Origin of the sequence: Pseudomonas sp. CCOS 191 (assembly GCF_001007005.1) — a bacterium.
GTDB classification, from domain to species: Bacteria; Pseudomonadota; Gammaproteobacteria; order Pseudomonadales; family Pseudomonadaceae; genus Aquipseudomonas; species Aquipseudomonas soli.
Genome location: NZ_LN847264.1, coordinates 232004 through 247735, shown reverse-complemented (window position 1 = coordinate 247735; position 15732 = coordinate 232004). Strand labels below are relative to the sequence as shown.

The following is a 15732-nucleotide window of genomic DNA, read 5'->3' as shown; positions in this document are numbered from 1 at the left end:
GATGCCGCCTATGCTCACCACCCTGGCCATTGCCAACTACCGCTCGATCAACCAGCTGGTGCTGCCGCTGGGGCGGCTGAACGTGATTACCGGTGCCAATGGCAGTGGCAAGTCCAACCTGTACAAGGCCTTGCGCCTGCTGGCAGAGACCGCGCGCGGCGGCGTGGTCAATGCGCTGGCTGCCGAGGGTGGGCTGGAATCGACCTTCTGGGCAGGCCCCGAGAAGCTCACCCGGCGCATGCTCAACGGCGAGGTGCCAGTGGAAGGCGGGCCACGCCAGCAAGCCCGGCGGCTGAAGATGGGCTTTGCCGGCGAAGACTTCGGCTACGCGATCAGCCTCGGCCTGCCCGAACCCAGCCGGTCGCAGTTCGCCCTGGATCCGCAGATCAAGCAGGAGACGATCTGGGCCGGCCCCCTGTGCCGACCCGCCAGCCAGCTGGTGCAGCGCAACGCGGGGATGGTCAAGGCCCGCGACGGGCGCCAATGGCAGGTGCTGCATCAGCACATGACCGAGTTCGACAGCCTGTTCGACCAGATCGGCAGTCTCCAGGGCTCCCCCGAGGTGCCGCATCTGCGCGAGCAGATCCGCAGCTGGCGCTTCTACGACCATTTCCGTACCGATGCCGAAGCGCCCGCCCGACAATCGCGGCTGGGAACGCGCACGCCGGTGCTGCATCACGATGGCCGCGACCTCGCCGCCGCCCTGCAGACCATCGACGAGATCGGCGACCTGCAGGCTCTGCAGGACGCAGTGAGCGACGCTTTTCCCGGCGCCCGGCTTGCGGTCGACGCCCAGCCCGGCGGCCTGTTTGGCCTGCGCTTCCACCAGGCCGGGCTGCTGCGGCCGCTGAGCGCTGCCGAGCTGTCCGACGGGACCTTGCGCTACCTGTTGCTGGTGGCTGCCCTGCTCACGCCGCGCCCACCGAGCATGATGGTGCTCAACGAGCCGGAGACCAGCCTGCACCCGGACTTGTTGCCGGCACTGGCACGCCTGATCCGCCGCGCGGCGCGAGAATGTCAGGTATGGGTGGTGTCGCACGCGCCGCGGCTGGTGGCGGCCCTGGAGGAGGATGCCGAGTGTAACTCGATCCACCTGGAGAAGACCTTGGGGCAGACCGGTATCGTCGGGCAGGGCATGCTGGATGAACCGGCCTGGAACTGGCCGGACCAGGGCTGAAAAGACCGCGGGGCAAGGCGCATCGGCACACCGGCGATGCAACTTGCCCCGCGATGCGTTGGCTCAGGCCTGCGCGGCGGCCTGGGCTGGACGACGTACCTGCGGCTGCGAGACGTTCGCCGCGGCGCCCTCCTCGATGGCCTGCTGGATCGCCCGACGACGACGCTCCTCGGCCTGGCGGCTGAAGTACCAGACCATGAAGGTCACCAGCGACACCGACAGCAGGATCAGGCTGGCCACGGCGTTTATCTCCGGCTTCACGCCCAGGCGCACGGCCGAGAACACTTCCATCGGCAGGGTGGTCGAGCCAGGGCCGGAGACGAAGCTGGCCAGCACCAGGTCATCCAGCGACAGGGCGAACGACATCATGCCGCCCGCCGCCAGCGACGGCGCGATCATCGGGATGGTGATCAGGAAGAACACTTTCCACGGTTTGGCGCCCAAGTCCATGGCCGCCTCCTCGATGGACAGGTCCAGCTCGCGCAGGCGCGCCGACACCACCACCGCCACATAGGCGGCGCAGAACGTGGTGTGGGCGATCCAGATGGTGACGATGCCGCGCTCCTGCGGCCAGCCGATCATCTGCGCCATGGCCACGAACAGCAGCAACAGCGACAGACCGGTGATCACCTCGGGCATCACCAGCGGCGCGGTGACCAGGCCACCGAACAGCGTGCGGCCCTTGAAGCGGGTGACCCGGGTCAGCACGAAGGCCGCCAGGGTGCCCAGCGCCACCGCGGCGACCGCCGTGTAGCAGGCGATCTCCAGCGAGCGCATCACCGAACCCATCAGCTGGGTGTTGTCGAGCAGGCCGACGTACCACTTCACCGACCAGCCGCCCCATACCGTCACCAGCTTGGAGGCGTTGAACGAGTAGATCACCAGGATCAGCATCGGCAGGTAGATGAACAGCAAGCCGAGCACCAGCATCAGCTTGGAGAAACTGAAGCGTTTCATGCGCGGCCCTCCATCTCTTTGGCCTGGCTGCGGTTGAACAGCAGGATCGGTACGATCAGGATCGCCAGCATCACTACCGCCAGAGCGGATGCCACCGGCCAGTCACGGTTGTTGAAGAACTCTTGCCACAGCACTTTACCGATCATCAGGGTTTCCGGGCCGCCGAGCAGTTCAGGAATCACGAACTCGCCCACCACCGGGATGAACACCAGCATGCAGCCGGCGATGATGCCGTTCTTCGACAGCGGCACGGTGATCTTCCAGAAGCTGTTGAAGGTGCTCGAACCGAGGTCGGATGCAGCTTCCAGCAGGCTTTCGTCGTGCTTCACCAAGTTGGCGTACAGCGGCAGGATCATGAACGGCAGGTACGAATAGACCACGCCGATATACACCGCCAGGTTGGTGTTGAGGATCTGCAGCGGTTGGTCGATCAGCCCCAGCCATAGCAGGAAGCTGTTGAGCAGGCCGTTGTTGCTGAGGATGCCCATCCAGGCGTAGACGCGGATCAGGATCGCAGTCCAGGTCGGCATCATGATCAGCAGCAGCAGCACGGTCTGCGACTCTTTCCTGGCCTTGGAGATGGCATAGGCCATCGGGTAGCCGATCAGCAGGCAGAGCAAGGTGCTGAAGAAGGCCACCTTGAGCGAGCCGAGGTAGGCCGCGATGTACAGCTCGTCCTCGGTCAGCAGGCCATAGTTGGCCAGGTTCAGCACCAGCTGGACCTTGCCTTCCAGGTAGGTGTAGATCTCGGTGTACGGCGGGATGGCCACATCGGCTTCGGCAAAGCTGATCTTCAGGACGATGAAGAACGGCAGCATGAAGAACAGGAACAGCCAGATGAACGGCACGCCGATCACCAGGTGCCGCCCCTCCGGGACAAGGCGCTGGAAGGCTCGCTTGAGCTTGCGGATTTTCATGACCGCAGTACCACGCCGCTGTCGTCTTCCCACCATACGTAGACTTCGTCGTCCCAGGTCGGGCGGGTGCCCTGGCGCTCGGCGTTGGCGACGAACGACTGGACGATCTTGCCGCTGGGCAGCTCGACGTAGAACACCGAGTGGCCGCCGAGGTAGGCGATATCGTGGACCTTGCCGCGCGACCAGTTGTGCTCGCAGGTCGGCTGCTCGGTGGTGACCAGCAACTTCTCGGGGCGCAAGGCGTAGGTGATGTGCTTGTCCTCGACCGAGGTGGTGACACCGTGGCCGACGTAGATCTTGCGCTCCAGCTCCGGGCTGGCGATGACCGCATGGCCTTCGGCATCGTCGACCACTTCGCCTTCGAACAGGTTGACGTTGCCGATGAACTCGCAGACCAGGCGGCTGGTCGGGGTTTCATAGATATCGATCGGGCTGCCGATCTGGGCGATCCAGCCCAGGTGCATGATGGCGATGCGCTGGGCCATCGTCATGGCCTCTTCCTGGTCGTGGGTCACCATCACGCAGGTCACGCCCACGCGCTCGATGATCTCCACCAGCTCCAGTTGCATCTGCGAGCGCAGTTTCTTGTCCAGCGCGCCCATCGGCTCGTCGAGCAGCAGCAGCTTGGGACGCTTGGCCAGCGAACGGGCCAGGGCCACGCGCTGGCGCTGGCCACCGGACAGCTGGTGCGGCTTGCGCTTGGCGTACTGGGTCATGTGCACCAGTTTGAGCATCTCGGCCACGCGGGCGTCGATCTCGGCCTTGGGCATCTTGTCCTGCTGCAGGCCGAAGGCGATGTTCTGCGCCACGGTCATGTGCGGGAACAGCGCGTAGGACTGGAACATCATGTTGATCGGCCGCTCGTAGGGCGGCATGTCGGTGATGTCGACGCCATCGAGGAAGATCCGCCCTTCGGTCGGACGCTCGAAACCGGCCAGCATGCGCAGCAAGGTGGACTTGCCGGAACCGGAGCCGCCCAGCAGGGCGAAGATCTCGCCCTTGCGGATTTCCAGGGACACATCGTCCACGGCTACCGTTTCGTCGAACTTTTTCGTGACCCGGTCGATCTTGACCAGCACCTGCTTGGGTTGCTGGCCACCCTCGAGGGCTTTCTTATAGGCACCGGAGGCAACTGCCATGAGTGAAACTCCCAACAAGATTTGTGTGCCCGCCGCTGCGCTGGCGGGCCTGGATTGTTACTTGCCCGACTTGACCTTGGTCCAGCTGCGGGTCATCAAACGTTGCACCTTGGGTGGCAACTCGGCGTTGACGAACATCTTGTCCAGCACTTCCTGCGGTGGGTAAACCGCGGCGTCAGTCCTCACGGCCTGGTCCATCAGGTCGCCAGCCTTGGGGTTCGGGTTGGCGTAACCGACGTAATCACTGACCTGGGCGATAACCTCAGGTTTCAGCAAATAGTTGATGAAGGCATGGGCCTCCTTGACGTTGCTGGCGTCCTTGGGAATCGCCAGCACATCGAACCAGAGGTTGCCGCCTTCCTTGGGAATGGCGTAGGCCAGCTTCACGCCCTTCTTCGCCTCTTCAGCGCGGGCCTTGGCCTGGAACACGTCGCCGGAGAAACCGGCGGCCACGCAGATGTCGCCGTTGGCGAGATCGGTGATGTATTTCGAAGAATGGAAGTAAGTCACGTAGGGACGCACGGCCAGCAGTTTCTTCTCTGCATCGGCGTAGTCCTTGGGGTTGCTGCTGTTGGGGTCGCGACCCATGTAGTTGAGCACCGCCGGCAGCATCTCGTCGGCGGAGTCGAGGAAGGCCACGCCGCACTTGCTGAGTTTCTTCATGTTCTCAGGCTCGAACAGCACCGCCCAGGAATCGATCTTGTCGGTACCCAGCGCCGCCTTGACCTTCTCGACGTTGTAGCCGATGCCATTGGTGCCCCACAGGTAGGGGACGGCGTACTGGTTGCCCGGGTCGTTCTTCTCCAGGCGCTTCATCAGCGCCGGGTCGAGGTTCGCATAATTGGGCAGCAGGTCGCGGTCGAGCTTCTGGAACGCGCCCGCCTTGATCTGCTTGCCGAGGAAATGGTTGGACGGCACGACCACGTCATAGCCGGTGCGCCCGGCCAGCAGCTTGCCTTCCAGCGTCTCGTTGCTGTCGAAGACGTCGTATTTGGGCTCGATCCCGGTTTCCTTCTGGAAATCGGCGAGCGTGGTGGGGCCGACATAGTCGGACCAGTTGTAGATGTGCACCGTGGGCGCCGCTTGGACGCTGCAAGCCAGCGTCAGACCCGCTCCGGCCATCAAGGCCTGGCGAAAAACAGAAATAGACAAGTGGGTGGTCCTCACAATCAGTGCCTTTGCGGGCAGTAAACCTCGGCCGCACACGCAAAACCGGCGCGCAACTTACCTTCACGGCGTGGATGCCGCAAACTTATTTGCCTTTACTGGCCTCTGGGCCGGAAAAGCCCGGCTCAGAGGTTGCCGCATCGGGCTTACTTGCCCGACTTGATCTTGGTCCAGCTGCGGGTGATCTCGCGCTGGGCGGTCTTCTCTGGCGCCTTGATCGCGTAGAGCTGCGCTTTCACTTCCTCGGAAGGGTAGATCGCCGCATCGCTGGTAATGTCCTTGTCGACGAACTCGGTGGCTGCCTTGTTACCGTTCGGGAAACGCACGGCGTTGGTAATACCGGCCATCACTTTCGGCTGCAGCAGGTATTCCATGAACTTGTAGGCGGCGTCGACGTTCTCGGCATCTTTCGGAATGGCGACCATGTCATAGAAGGTGCCGGCACCTTCCTTCGGAATGACATAGCTCAGCTTGACCTTGTCGCCGGCCTCGTGGGCTCGGGCCTTGGACTGCTCCAGGTCACCCGAGTAGCCCACGGCCACGCAGATGTTGCCGTTGGCCAGGTCCGAGATGTACTTGGAAGAGTGGAAGTAGGTGATCGAAGGGCGGATTTTCAGGAACAGGTCCTCGGCCGCCTTCAGGTCTTCCTTCTTGGTGCTGTCGCTCGGCTTGCCCAGGTAGTGCAGCGCGGCCGGGATCATCTCTGTCGGCGCATCGAGGAAGCTCACGCCGCAGCTCTTGAGCTTGGCGATGTTCTCTGGCTTGAACACCACGTCCCACGAGTCGATCTTGTCGATGCCCAGCGCGGCCTTGACCTTCTCCGGGTTGTAGCCGATGCCGATGGAGCCCCACATGTAGGGGAAGGCGAACTTGTTGCCCGGGTCGCTGGCATCGCCGACCGCCTTGAGCAGGGCCGGGTCGAGGTTTTTCCAGCTCGGCAGCTTGGAGCGGTCCAGCTCCTGGTAGACGCCGGCCTTGATCTGCTTGGCCAGGAAGTTGTTGGACGGCACGACGATGTCGTAACCCGACTTGCCCGCCAGCAGCTTGGCTTCAAGGGTCTCGTTGCTGTCGAAGACGTCGTAGACGACCTTGATGCCGGTCTCTTTCTCGAAGTTGGCCACGGTGTCCGGGGCGATATAGTCCGACCAGTTGTAGACGTGCAGCACCTTGTCGTCAGCCTGAACAGCGGTGGCCATGGCACCCATAAGGGCGGCGGCCAGCAGCGTCTTGCCCAATTTCTTCATGCGTAATGCTCCAGAATTTATTATCAAGCCATCTGTTCAGCAGCCAGGTCCCACGGGTCACGCGCTGGGCGACTGAAACAGCCGTTAGTCTGGCAAGTTACAAGGCGCTGTTTCAACAAAAGCAGCGCCTGTAACGGACTTAATGTCACCTCGCCAGCCTAGCAGACCGTCATTTAATCGCTTCGTACGTCAAATCCAGGCACTTGCGCGCCTTTTCCACCAGCTCGTCCACTTCTTCGCGGCTGATCACCAGCGGCGGCGCGATGATCATGGTGTCGCCGACAGCGCGCATGATCAGGCCGTTGTCGAAGCAGAAGTTGCGGCAGACCATGCCCACGCCCTTGCCCTCGTAACGGCTGCGGGTGGCCTTGTCCTTGACCAGCTCGATCGCGCCGAGCAGGCCCAGGCCGCGCACCTCGCCCACCAGTGGGTGGTCCTGCAGCTCACGCAGTCGTTTTTGCAAGTAGGGTGCCACTTCATCGCGGGCCTTCGCGACGATCTGCTCGTCACGCAGGATGCGCAGGTTTTCCAGGCCCACCGCTGCCGCCACCGGGTGGCCGGAGTAGGTGAAGCCATGGTTGAAATCGCCGCCTTCACTGATCACCTTGGCCACGGTGTCACGCACGATCACACCGCCCATGGGGATGTAACCGGAGGTCAGGCCCTTGGCGATGGTCATCAGGTCGGGTTCGAGGCCGTAGTAGTCGGAGCCGAACCACTCGCCAGTGCGGCCGAAACCGCAGATCACTTCGTCGGCGACGAAGAGGATGTCGTACTTGGCGAGGATTTCCTTGATCTTCGGCCAGTAGGTGTCTGGCGGGATGATCACCCCGCCCGCGCCCTGGATCGGCTCGGCGATGAAGGCGGCGACATTGTCCTCGCCGACTTCGAGAATCTTCTTCTCCAACTGCTCGGCGGCCCACACGCCGAACTCATCCGGGGTCATGTCGCCACCCTCGCCGAACCAGTACGGCTGCGGGATGTGCACGATGCCCGGGATCGGCAGCCCGCCCTGCTCATGCATGCCGCTCATGCCGCCCAGGCTCGCACCGGCGACGGTGGAACCGTGGTAGCCGTTGATACGACCGATGATGGTCTGCTTGCTCGGCTTGCCCTTGAGCGCCCAGTAGTGGCGGACCATGCGCAGCACGGTGTCGTTGCCTTCGGAGCCGGAGCCGGTGAAGAACACATGGGTCATGCCGGCGGGCGCCACGTCGGTGATCGCCTTGGCCAGCTCCAGCGCCGGCGGGTGGGCGGTCTGGAAGAACAGGTTGTAGTACGGCAGCTCGCGCATCTGCTGCTCTGCCGCCCGCACCAGCTCTTCACGGCCATAGCCGACCGCCACGCACCACAGGCCGGCCATGCCGTCGAGGATCTTGTGCCCCTCGCTGTCCCACAAATGCACACCCTGCGCCTTGGTGATGATGCGCGGCCCCTTTTCCTTCAGCTGTTTGTAGTCGCTGAAAGGTGCAAGGTGGTGCTCGCCGCTCAGGGTTTGCCATTCACGGGTTTGCGGGTTGTTGACGCTCATGTGCTTCTCCATGGTCCGGTGGCCGCGCCCTGGCGGCCTCAGGGTTGATCACACAGCAAACAGCAGGAACTCTCGCTCCCAGGAGCTGATGACGCGCTTGAAGTTCTCGTGCTCGGCGCGCTTGGTGGCGACGTAGCCGGTGATGAATTTCTTGCCCAGGTACTGCTCCAGCGCGCGGCTGATTTCCATGCGCTCGAGGGCGTCCTCGATGGTCAGCGGCAGGCGCAGGTTACGGCGCTCGTAGCCACGGCCCTGGACTGGCGCGCTGGCCTCGATGCCTTCGACCATGCCGATATAGCCGCACAGCAGGCTGGCGGCGATGGCCAGGTACGGGTTGGCGTCGGCGCCCGGCAGGCGGTTCTCGACCCGGCGGTTCTGCGGCCCGGCATCCGGTACGCGCAAGCCGACGGTGCGGTTCTCTTCGCCCCACTCGACGTTCACCGGCGCGGAGGTGTCCGGCAGGAAGCGGCGGAACGAGTTGACGTTGGGGGCAAACAGCGGCAGCGCCTCGGGGATGAACTTCTGCAGGCCGCCGATGTGGTTGAGGAACAACTCGCTCATGCTGCCGTCGGCGTTGGAGAAGATGTTCTTGCCGGTGACGGCATCGACCACGCTCTGGTGCAGGTGCATGGCGCTGCCCGGCTCGCCGGTCATCGGCTTGGCCATGAAGGTGGCGGCCACGTTGTGCTTGAGCGCCGCCTCGCGCATGGTGCGTTTGAACACCAGGATCTGGTCGGCCAGGTGCAGGGCGTCGCCATGACGGAAGTTGATTTCCATCTGCGCGGTGCCGTCCTCGTGGATCAGCGTGTCGAGGTCCAGCTGCTGCAGCTCGCACCAGTCGTAGACGTCCTCGAACAATGGGTCGAATTCGTTGGCCGCCTCGATGGAGAACGACTGTCGGCCGGTTTCCGGGCGGCCGGAACGGCCCACCGGAGGCTGCAGCGGAAAATCGGGGTCTTCGCTACGCTTGGTCAGGTAGAACTCCATCTCGGGCGCGACGATCGGCTGCCAGCCCTTGTCGGCGTAGAGTTTCAGGACCTTCTTCAGCACGTTGCGCGGCGACAGCTCGACCGGGTTGCCCTTCTTGTCGTAGGTGTCGTGGATCACCTGGGCGGTCGGCTCGATGGCCCATGGCACGAGAAACACCGCGTTCTCGTCGGGACGGCAGATCATGTCGATATCGGCCGGGTCGAGCAGTTCGTAATAGATGTCATCGTCGACGTAATCGCCGGTCACGGTCTGCAGCAGCACGCTCTCGGGCAGGCGCATACCCTTTTCGGCGATGAATTTGTTGGTGGGCGAGATCTTGCCGCGGGTGATGCCGGTCAGGTCGCTGATCAGGCACTCCACTTCGGTGATCTTGTGCTCTTTCAACCAATCGGTGAGCTGGTCGAGGTTGTTACTCATAAATACCTCAGGAGGTAATGTGGCGCGGTTGGCGGTAACCGGCGGCCACTGACGCCAGGCGTCGGACAAAGTCGGCGCGCAGCGCGCCGAGGGGCCTGGACAGGCCCGCGCCTTGATTCTGGATGCTGTGCATGGCTAAAGCAAAAACCCTCGCGCAGGACGACAATGGATACACGCCATGGGCGCGCGTCCGGACAGAAAGCGAAGGGCAGAAGGAAAGGAGGTGTTGCGCTAAAGCGTTACGAGGCATGGCTTTTTCAAGCGAACCGTCAATTATTGCGGCCAGCGCGGCGCCCCTTCGAAGCAGGCATGCAGTGACCGGACGGCAACCGGGAGATGTACCTGAACGCACCGTGCATGCGGCGCTGGCAGGTCTCGACAGGCGGACCATGTGACCCTCGTATTATTGTGTTCTGGGTTGATGCCGAGCTTAGCCTCGTTCATTTTTTTACACAACTCCCCCGTAAAAAATAAAACACGCCCCGCTCGGGATAACCCTTCAAGTCGAAAATAGCGGATAATGGCACGCCCCGAGATGCAGCAAATCTGCCGTAGATGTGCCATTTAAGGGCATCAGGGTGCTGGCTTGACTTAACCTGGTCTTTCCGATTGACTGGGGTTGCAAGCCCCCCTTGATTGATATTTTTAACAACAAAGGTGTTGCATCATGTCGGTACCCCCGCGTGCCGTTCAGCTTAACGAAGCGAACGCGTTCCTTAAGGAACATCCTGAGGTTCTCTACGTTGACCTTCTGATTGCAGATATGAATGGTGTGGTGCGCGGCAAGCGCATAGAGCGCACCAGCCTCCACAAGGTTTACGAGAAAGGCATCAACCTGCCGGCCTCCCTCTTCGCCCTGGATATCAACGGTTCGACCGTCGAAAGCACAGGCCTGGGCCTGGACATCGGCGATGCCGACCGTATCTGCTACCCGATCCCCGATACCCTCTGCAACGAGCCTTGGCAGAAGCGCCCGACCGCGCAGCTGCTGATGACCATGCACGAGATCGAAGGCGAGCCGTTCTTCGCCGACCCGCGTGAAGTGCTGCGCCAGGTGGTGAGCAAGTTCACCGACCTGGGCCTGACCATCTGCGCCGCGTTCGAGCTGGAGTTCTACCTGATCGACCAGGAGAACGTGAACGGCCGCCCGCAGCCGCCACGCTCGCCGATTTCGGGCAAGCGCCCGCAGTCGACCCAGGTGTACCTGATCGACGACCTCGACGAATACGCCGACTGCCTGCAGGACATCCTCGAAGGCGCGAAGGAGCAAGGCATTCCTGCCGACGCCATCGTCAAGGAAAGCGCCCCGGCGCAGTTCGAAGTCAACCTGCACCACGTCGCCGACCCGCTCAAGGCCTGTGACTATGCGGTGCTGCTCAAGCGCCTGATCAAGAACATCGCCTACGACCATGAAATGGACACCACCTTCATGGCCAAGCCCTACCCGGGCCAGGCAGGCAACGGCCTGCATGTACACATTTCCGTGCTGGACAAGGATGGCAACAACATCTTCACCAGCGAGGATCCCGAGCAGAACGCCGCGCTACGTCACGCTGTCGGCGGTGTGCTCGAGACCCTGCCCGCCTCGATGGCGTTCCTTTGCCCGAACGTCAACTCGTACCGCCGTTTCGGCGCGCAGTTCTACGTGCCGAACGCACCGAGCTGGGGCCTGGACAACCGTACCGTGGCGCTGCGCGTGCCGACCGGATCGCCGGATGCCGTGCGCATCGAGCACCGCGTGGCCGGCGCCGACGCCAACCCGTACCTGATGATGGCTGCGGTACTGGCCGGCGTGCACCATGGCCTGACCAACAAGGTCGAGCCGGGCGAGCCGATCGAAGGCAACTCGTACGAGCAGCTGGAGCAGAGCCTGCCGAACAACCTGCGCGATGCACTGCGCGAGCTGGACGACAGCGAGATCCTCAACAAGTACATCGATCCGAAGTACATCGACATCTTCGTCGCGTGCAAGGAAAGCGAGCTGGAGGAGTTCGAGCACTCGATCTCCGACCTCGAGTACAACTGGTACCTGCACACCGTGTAAACGAAAACGCCGCCCTCAGGGGCGGCGTTTTTCATTGCCTTGGCGTCAGAGCGGTTTCTCGAAGATCTTCGAATTACGCTGGTAGTTGTACAGCGAAGCCCGCGCCGCCGGCAGCCGTTCCACGCCGCTGGGCGAGAAGCCGCGCTCACGGAACCAGTGTGCGGTCCGGGTCGTCAGCACGAACAAGGTATTGAGCCCCAGCGTGCGCGCCCGCTCCTCGATGCGCTCGAGCAGTTCGTCACCACGCCCGCCATGCCGGTACTCCGGGTTCACCGCCAGGCACGCCAGCTCCCCCGCCTCGGAATCGGCAATCGGGTAAAGCGCCGCGCAGGCGATGATCATGCCCTCGCGCTCGACCACGCTGAACTGTTCGATCTCCCGCTCCAGCACCTCCCGTGAACGGCGCACCAGGATGCCCTGCTCTTCCAGCGGGCTGATCAGCTCCAGCAGGCCGCCGACATCCTCGATGGTCGCCTCGCGCACCACCTCGAACTGCTCCTGGGACACCAGCGTGCCACCGCCCCCACGGGTGAACAGCTCGGTCAGCAGCGCACCGTCCTCGGCATAGCTGACGATATGACTGCGTGCCACACCGCCCTTGCAGGCCTCGGCGGCGGCATCCAGCAGCTCGGCCTGGTAGTCACTGCCCAGCCGCTGCAGGTGCGGCGCGATATGCTGCGGGCGCAGCTCGCGCACCAATTGCCCACGCTCGTCCAGCAGGCCCGGCTCGGCCCCAAACAGCAGCAGCTTGTCGGCACCCAGCTCGATGGCGGCGCGGGTGGCCACGTCCTCGCAGGCGAGGTTGAAGATCTCGCCAGTCGGCGAATAGCCCAGCGGCGACAACAAAACGATGGAACGTTCATCGAGCAGGCGATTGATGCCCTTGCGGTCGACCCGGCGCACTTCACCGGTATGGTGATAGTCCACCCCTTCAAGCACCCCGATCGGCCGTGCCGTGACCAGGTTGCCGGAGGCCACCCGCAGGCGCGAGCCCTGCATGGGCGAAGCCGCCATGTCCATCGACAGGCGCGCTTCAATGGCCAGGCGCAGGGCGCCGACGGCGTCGATCACGCAGTCCAGCGTCGCCGCGTCGGTGATGCGCATGCCATGGTGATAGTGCGGGGTCAGGCCGCGCGCGGCCAGGCGGCTCTCGATCTGCGGACGTGAACCGTGGACCAGCACCAGGCGCACGCCCAGGCTGTGCAGCAGCACCAGGTCGTGGACGATGTTGCCGAAGTTCGGGTGCTCGACGCCATCACCGGGGAGCATGACCACGAAGGTGCAATCGCGGTGGGCGTTGATGTAGGGAGAAGCATGGCGCAACCAGTTGACGTAATCGGGCATGACAGGGCCTGTGGATAAGTGAACGGAGAACGAAAAGGCGCACAACGTTCGAAAGTCATCGTCGGAACAGGCTTGCGGTCACGCGCGGTCTCCTCTGCTCAGGAAAGATCAATGGTTCAGGCAATAGTGCCGGATCAGGTCACGCAATAGACGCACGGTAGGCTCGATACGTGACATTTCAAGGTACTCGCCGGGCTGGTGGGCACAGGCGATGTCACCGGGCCCCAGCACGATGGTCTGGCAACCGAGCTGCTGAAGATAAGGCGCTTCGGTACCAAAGGCCACTGCTTCGGCGCGATGGCCGGTCAGGCGCTCGGCCAGGCGCACCAGCTCGCTGTCGGCGGCCTGCTCGAACGGCGGCACTTCCGGGAACAGCGGCGCATAGTCGATACGCACGTCATGACGTTCGGCCAGCGGGGTGAGCTTGCCGCGGATCGCTGCGCGCAGTTGCTCCACATCCATGCCCGGCAACGGGCGCAGGTCGAACTCCAGGGCGCACTGGCCACAGATGCGGTTGGGGTTGTCGCCGCCATGGATGCAGCCGAAGTTCAGGGTCGGGGCAGGCACCGTGAACTGGGGGTTGCGGTACTGCTCCTGCCAGCTGCGGCGCAGCGCCATCAGCTCGCCCATCACCGCATGCATGGCCTCCAGGGCGCTGCGGCCCAGGTTCGGATCCGACGAATGGCCACTGCGCCCGAGAATGTCGATGCGGTCCATGAGGATGCCCTTGTGCATGCGGATCGGCTTGAGCCCGGTGGGCTCGCCGATCACCGCCGCCCGCCCGAGGGGCTGGCCGGCCTCTGCCAGCGCCCGGGCCCCGGACATGGAGCTTTCTTCGTCGCAGGTGGCGAGGATCAGCAGCGGCTGCTTGAAATCGTGCTCGAGCAGCGGGATCACCGCCTCGATGACCAGGGCGAAAAAGCCCTTCATGTCGCAGCTGCCCAGGCCGACCCAACGGCCATCGACCTCGGTGAGCTTGAGCGGATCGCTGCTCCACAGTTGCGGGTCGAAGGGCACCGTGTCGCTGTGCCCGGCCAGCACCAGGCCACCCGGGCCGGTACCGCGGCTGGCCAGCAGGTTGAACTTGCCAGGGCTGACCTGTTGGATCTCGCAGGTGAAACCCAGGTCATCCAACCAGCCGGCCAGCAAGTCGATGACGGCTCGGTTGGACTGGTCCAGCGCAGCCTGCGTGCAACTGACCGAAGGTGCGGCGATCAGGGCGGCAAACTGGTCTTTCAGCGATGGCAACGGCATGCGCGGATTCCTCGGAGGCGTAAGGGGCATCATAACAATGCAAAAGACCCGCAAGGCAAGCGCGCGCCCACAAGCAAGGATTCAAGCCGCAAGTGCTGTAGACTGCCCAATCACGATGCCCCTCCTTCCGAGCCCGCGATGCACACAGAAACCGAACTCAAACTCCGCGCCAGTCGCGAGACCCTTGCCGCCCTGCGCGAGCACCCGCTGCTGAAAAAGCGCAACAAGTCCGGCTGGCAGACCCGCGAACTGCTCAACCAGTACTTCGACACCCCGGAGCGCGACCTGTCCGCTGCCCGTGTCGCCCTGCGCCTGCGCCGCGACGGCGAGGTCATCATCCAGACCCTCAAATGCCGCGGCCAGAGCGTGGCCGGCCTGTCCGAGCGCAACGAGTTCGAATGGCACCTGGACAAGGTCAAGCTCGACCTGAAGAAACTCGATGGCACCTGCTGGCCCGAGCAACTGGCCGGGCTGGACAAGAAGGCCATCAAACCGCTGTTCACCACCGATTTCACCCGCGAGTACGCCGAGATCGCCTGGGGCCGCGGCAAGGCCAAGGTGGTGATCGAAGCGGCCATCGACCAGGGCTTCGTGATCGCCGGCAAGCGCAAGGAAGAAATCTGCGAGCTGGAGCTGGAGCTGCGTGAAGGTGCCCCAGAGGCGCTGCTGGAACTGGCCGCCGAGCTGTCCGCCAGCCTCGCCCTGATGCCTTGCGACATCAGCAAGGCCGAGCGCGGCTACCGCCTGCTCGATCCAGACAGCTACGAGCTGGGCCTGCCGGTGACCGAGCTGCACGCCGAGATGCCGATGGACGACGCCTACGCCGCCCTGGCCTGGCAACTGCTGGGCAGCAGCCAGCGCCTGGCCGAGCAGTATCGCCACAATGGCCACTGGCGCCTGCTGCAGGACTGGGTTCGCTGCCTGGCCGAACTGCGCGCTCTCACCGCCAGCCTCGGCCAGGCGGCACCGCGCCCGACCACCCGCGCCCTGCGCGCCAGCCTCGATGCGTTGCTGGAAGACTGGCGCCCGCTGGTATTGGCCGGTAATGACGACGAGGACATCCGTCGCGCCGCCCCCGAGCAGTTCGCCGAAGAGCTGGAAGATCCGCGCTGGGGCCAGTTCTCCCTGGAGACCGCACGCTGGCTGACCGCTCGCGCCTGGACCGTCGAGCGCAAGGGCCGTGGCGAGCGCCAGGGCAAGGCGCAGCTGGCCAGCTGGCTGCAGCACTTGCTGGGCGAGGAAGCCCGCGCCCTGAAACTGCCGCTGTATGTGCAGCGTCCAGAGGACCTGGCCGAGCAGCTGCCGCGCATCGAGACCGTGCAAACCTGGCTGCACCACGCCCGCCAAGTGCTCGACCTGCCACAGCAGGACCGCCTCTACGGCGAGCTGAACAAGCTGCACGAGCTGGCTGAACTGCCGCTGCTGGAGGAAGACAAGGGCGAACTGCTCGAAGCCCGCATCGAGCAGGCTCGCGCCATCGAGCAGAACCGCGCCTGGAAGCACCTGCTCAAGGCCTGAGTCCGCACCGCCCGCTCCTGCACTCGTGGGAGC

General features: G+C 63.7%; 12 protein-coding genes. 3 read left to right on the top strand and 9 right to left on the bottom strand.

Annotation, left to right across the window (positions count from 1 at the left end):
• Nucleotides 1–10: 10 nt before the first annotated feature.
• Nucleotides 11–1177, top strand: coding sequence for an AAA family ATPase (locus CCOS191_RS01165; RefSeq protein ID WP_046853741.1), 1167 nt, complete (start codon nt 11–13; stop codon nt 1175–1177).
• A gap of 63 nt (nt 1178–1240) precedes the next feature.
• On the opposite strand, the gene CCOS191_RS01160 is transcribed toward CCOS191_RS01165, so the two are convergent.
• The 7 genes from CCOS191_RS01160 to CCOS191_RS01130 form a co-directional block, all read right to left on the bottom strand.
• Nucleotides 1241–2134 carry an ABC transporter permease subunit gene (locus CCOS191_RS01160; protein WP_038707013.1) on the bottom strand — a complete coding sequence of 298 codons (894 nt, stop codon included), beginning with the start codon at nt 2132–2134 and terminating at the stop codon, nt 1241–1243.
• Nucleotides 2131–3051, bottom strand: coding sequence for an ABC transporter permease subunit (locus CCOS191_RS01155; protein ID WP_023630467.1), 921 nt, complete (start codon nt 3049–3051; stop codon nt 2131–2133). The genes CCOS191_RS01160 and CCOS191_RS01155 overlap by 4 nt, the downstream gene beginning before the upstream one ends.
• A complete protein-coding gene (gene potA / locus CCOS191_RS01150) occupies nt 3048–4190 on the bottom strand; it encodes a polyamine ABC transporter ATP-binding protein (protein ID WP_046853740.1) in 1143 nt (380 codons plus the stop codon). The genes CCOS191_RS01155 and potA overlap by 4 nt, the downstream gene beginning before the upstream one ends.
• Nucleotides 4191–4247: 57 nt before the next feature.
• Nucleotides 4248–5342, bottom strand: a complete 1095-nt coding sequence (locus tag CCOS191_RS01145) for a polyamine ABC transporter substrate-binding protein (RefSeq protein ID WP_046853739.1) — start codon at nt 5340–5342, stop codon at nt 4248–4250.
• Nucleotides 5343–5503: 161 nt separating this feature from the next.
• Nucleotides 5504–6601, bottom strand: coding sequence for a polyamine ABC transporter substrate-binding protein (locus CCOS191_RS01140; RefSeq protein ID WP_046853738.1), 1098 nt, complete (start codon nt 6599–6601; stop codon nt 5504–5506).
• Between the two features lie 169 nt (nt 6602–6770).
• Nucleotides 6771–8132 (bottom strand): aspartate aminotransferase family protein, encoded by a 1362-nt coding sequence (locus tag CCOS191_RS01135; protein WP_023630471.1) that lies wholly within the window; start codon nt 8130–8132, stop codon nt 6771–6773.
• 48 nt (nt 8133–8180) lie between these two features.
• On the bottom strand, nt 8181–9539 hold the full coding sequence (locus tag CCOS191_RS01130; RefSeq protein WP_038707014.1) for a glutamine synthetase family protein: 1359 nt from the start codon (nt 9537–9539) through the stop codon (nt 8181–8183).
• Nucleotides 9540–10206: 667 nt separating this feature from the next.
• On the opposite strand from CCOS191_RS01130, the gene CCOS191_RS01125 reads away from it, so the two are divergent.
• The gene (locus tag CCOS191_RS01125; RefSeq protein WP_038707015.1) at nt 10207–11583 is read left to right on the top strand and encodes a glutamine synthetase family protein; all 1377 of its coding nucleotides are present in this window, start codon (nt 10207–10209) and stop codon (nt 11581–11583) included.
• Between the two features lie 45 nt (nt 11584–11628).
• Here CCOS191_RS01125 and argA read toward each other — a convergent pair whose 3' ends face one another.
• Both argA and argE read right to left on the bottom strand, forming a co-directional pair.
• Nucleotides 11629–12927 (bottom strand): amino-acid N-acetyltransferase, encoded by a 1299-nt coding sequence (gene argA, locus CCOS191_RS01120; RefSeq protein ID WP_038707016.1) that lies wholly within the window; start codon nt 12925–12927, stop codon nt 11629–11631.
• Between the two features lie 108 nt (nt 12928–13035).
• On the bottom strand, nt 13036–14181 hold the full coding sequence (gene argE, locus CCOS191_RS01115; protein WP_046853737.1) for an acetylornithine deacetylase: 1146 nt from the start codon (nt 14179–14181) through the stop codon (nt 13036–13038).
• Nucleotides 14182–14319: 138 nt separating this feature from the next.
• Between argE and CCOS191_RS01110 the strand changes: the two genes are divergently transcribed.
• On the top strand, nt 14320–15699 hold the full coding sequence (locus tag CCOS191_RS01110; protein WP_038707017.1) for a CYTH domain-containing protein: 1380 nt from the start codon (nt 14320–14322) through the stop codon (nt 15697–15699).
• Nucleotides 15700–15732 lie beyond the last annotated feature (33 nt).

Excerpts from the sequence above, each read along its gene's own strand:
- CCOS191_RS01165 (WP_046853741.1), top strand. The coding sequence starts at position 11 with ATGCTCACCACCCTGGCCATTGCCAACTACCGCTCGATCAACCAGCTG.
- argA (WP_038707016.1), bottom strand. The coding sequence starts at position 12,927 with ATGCCCGATTACGTCAACTGGTTGCGCCATGCTTCTCCCTACATCAAC.
- CCOS191_RS01155 (WP_023630467.1), bottom strand. The coding sequence starts at position 3,051 with ATGAAAATCCGCAAGCTCAAGCGAGCCTTCCAGCGCCTTGTCCCGGAG.
- CCOS191_RS01130 (WP_038707014.1), bottom strand. The coding sequence starts at position 9,539 with ATGAGTAACAACCTCGACCAGCTCACCGATTGGTTGAAAGAGCACAAG.
- potA (WP_046853740.1), bottom strand. The coding sequence starts at position 4,190 with ATGGCAGTTGCCTCCGGTGCCTATAAGAAAGCCCTCGAGGGTGGCCAG.
- CCOS191_RS01160 (WP_038707013.1), bottom strand. The coding sequence starts at position 2,134 with ATGAAACGCTTCAGTTTCTCCAAGCTGATGCTGGTGCTCGGCTTGCTG.
- argE (WP_046853737.1), bottom strand. The coding sequence starts at position 14,181 with ATGCCGTTGCCATCGCTGAAAGACCAGTTTGCCGCCCTGATCGCCGCA.
- CCOS191_RS01135 (WP_023630471.1), bottom strand. The coding sequence starts at position 8,132 with ATGAGCGTCAACAACCCGCAAACCCGTGAATGGCAAACCCTGAGCGGC.
- CCOS191_RS01125 (WP_038707015.1), top strand. The coding sequence starts at position 10,207 with ATGTCGGTACCCCCGCGTGCCGTTCAGCTTAACGAAGCGAACGCGTTC.
- CCOS191_RS01110 (WP_038707017.1), top strand. The coding sequence starts at position 14,320 with ATGCACACAGAAACCGAACTCAAACTCCGCGCCAGTCGCGAGACCCTT.
- CCOS191_RS01140 (WP_046853738.1), bottom strand. The coding sequence starts at position 6,601 with ATGAAGAAATTGGGCAAGACGCTGCTGGCCGCCGCCCTTATGGGTGCC.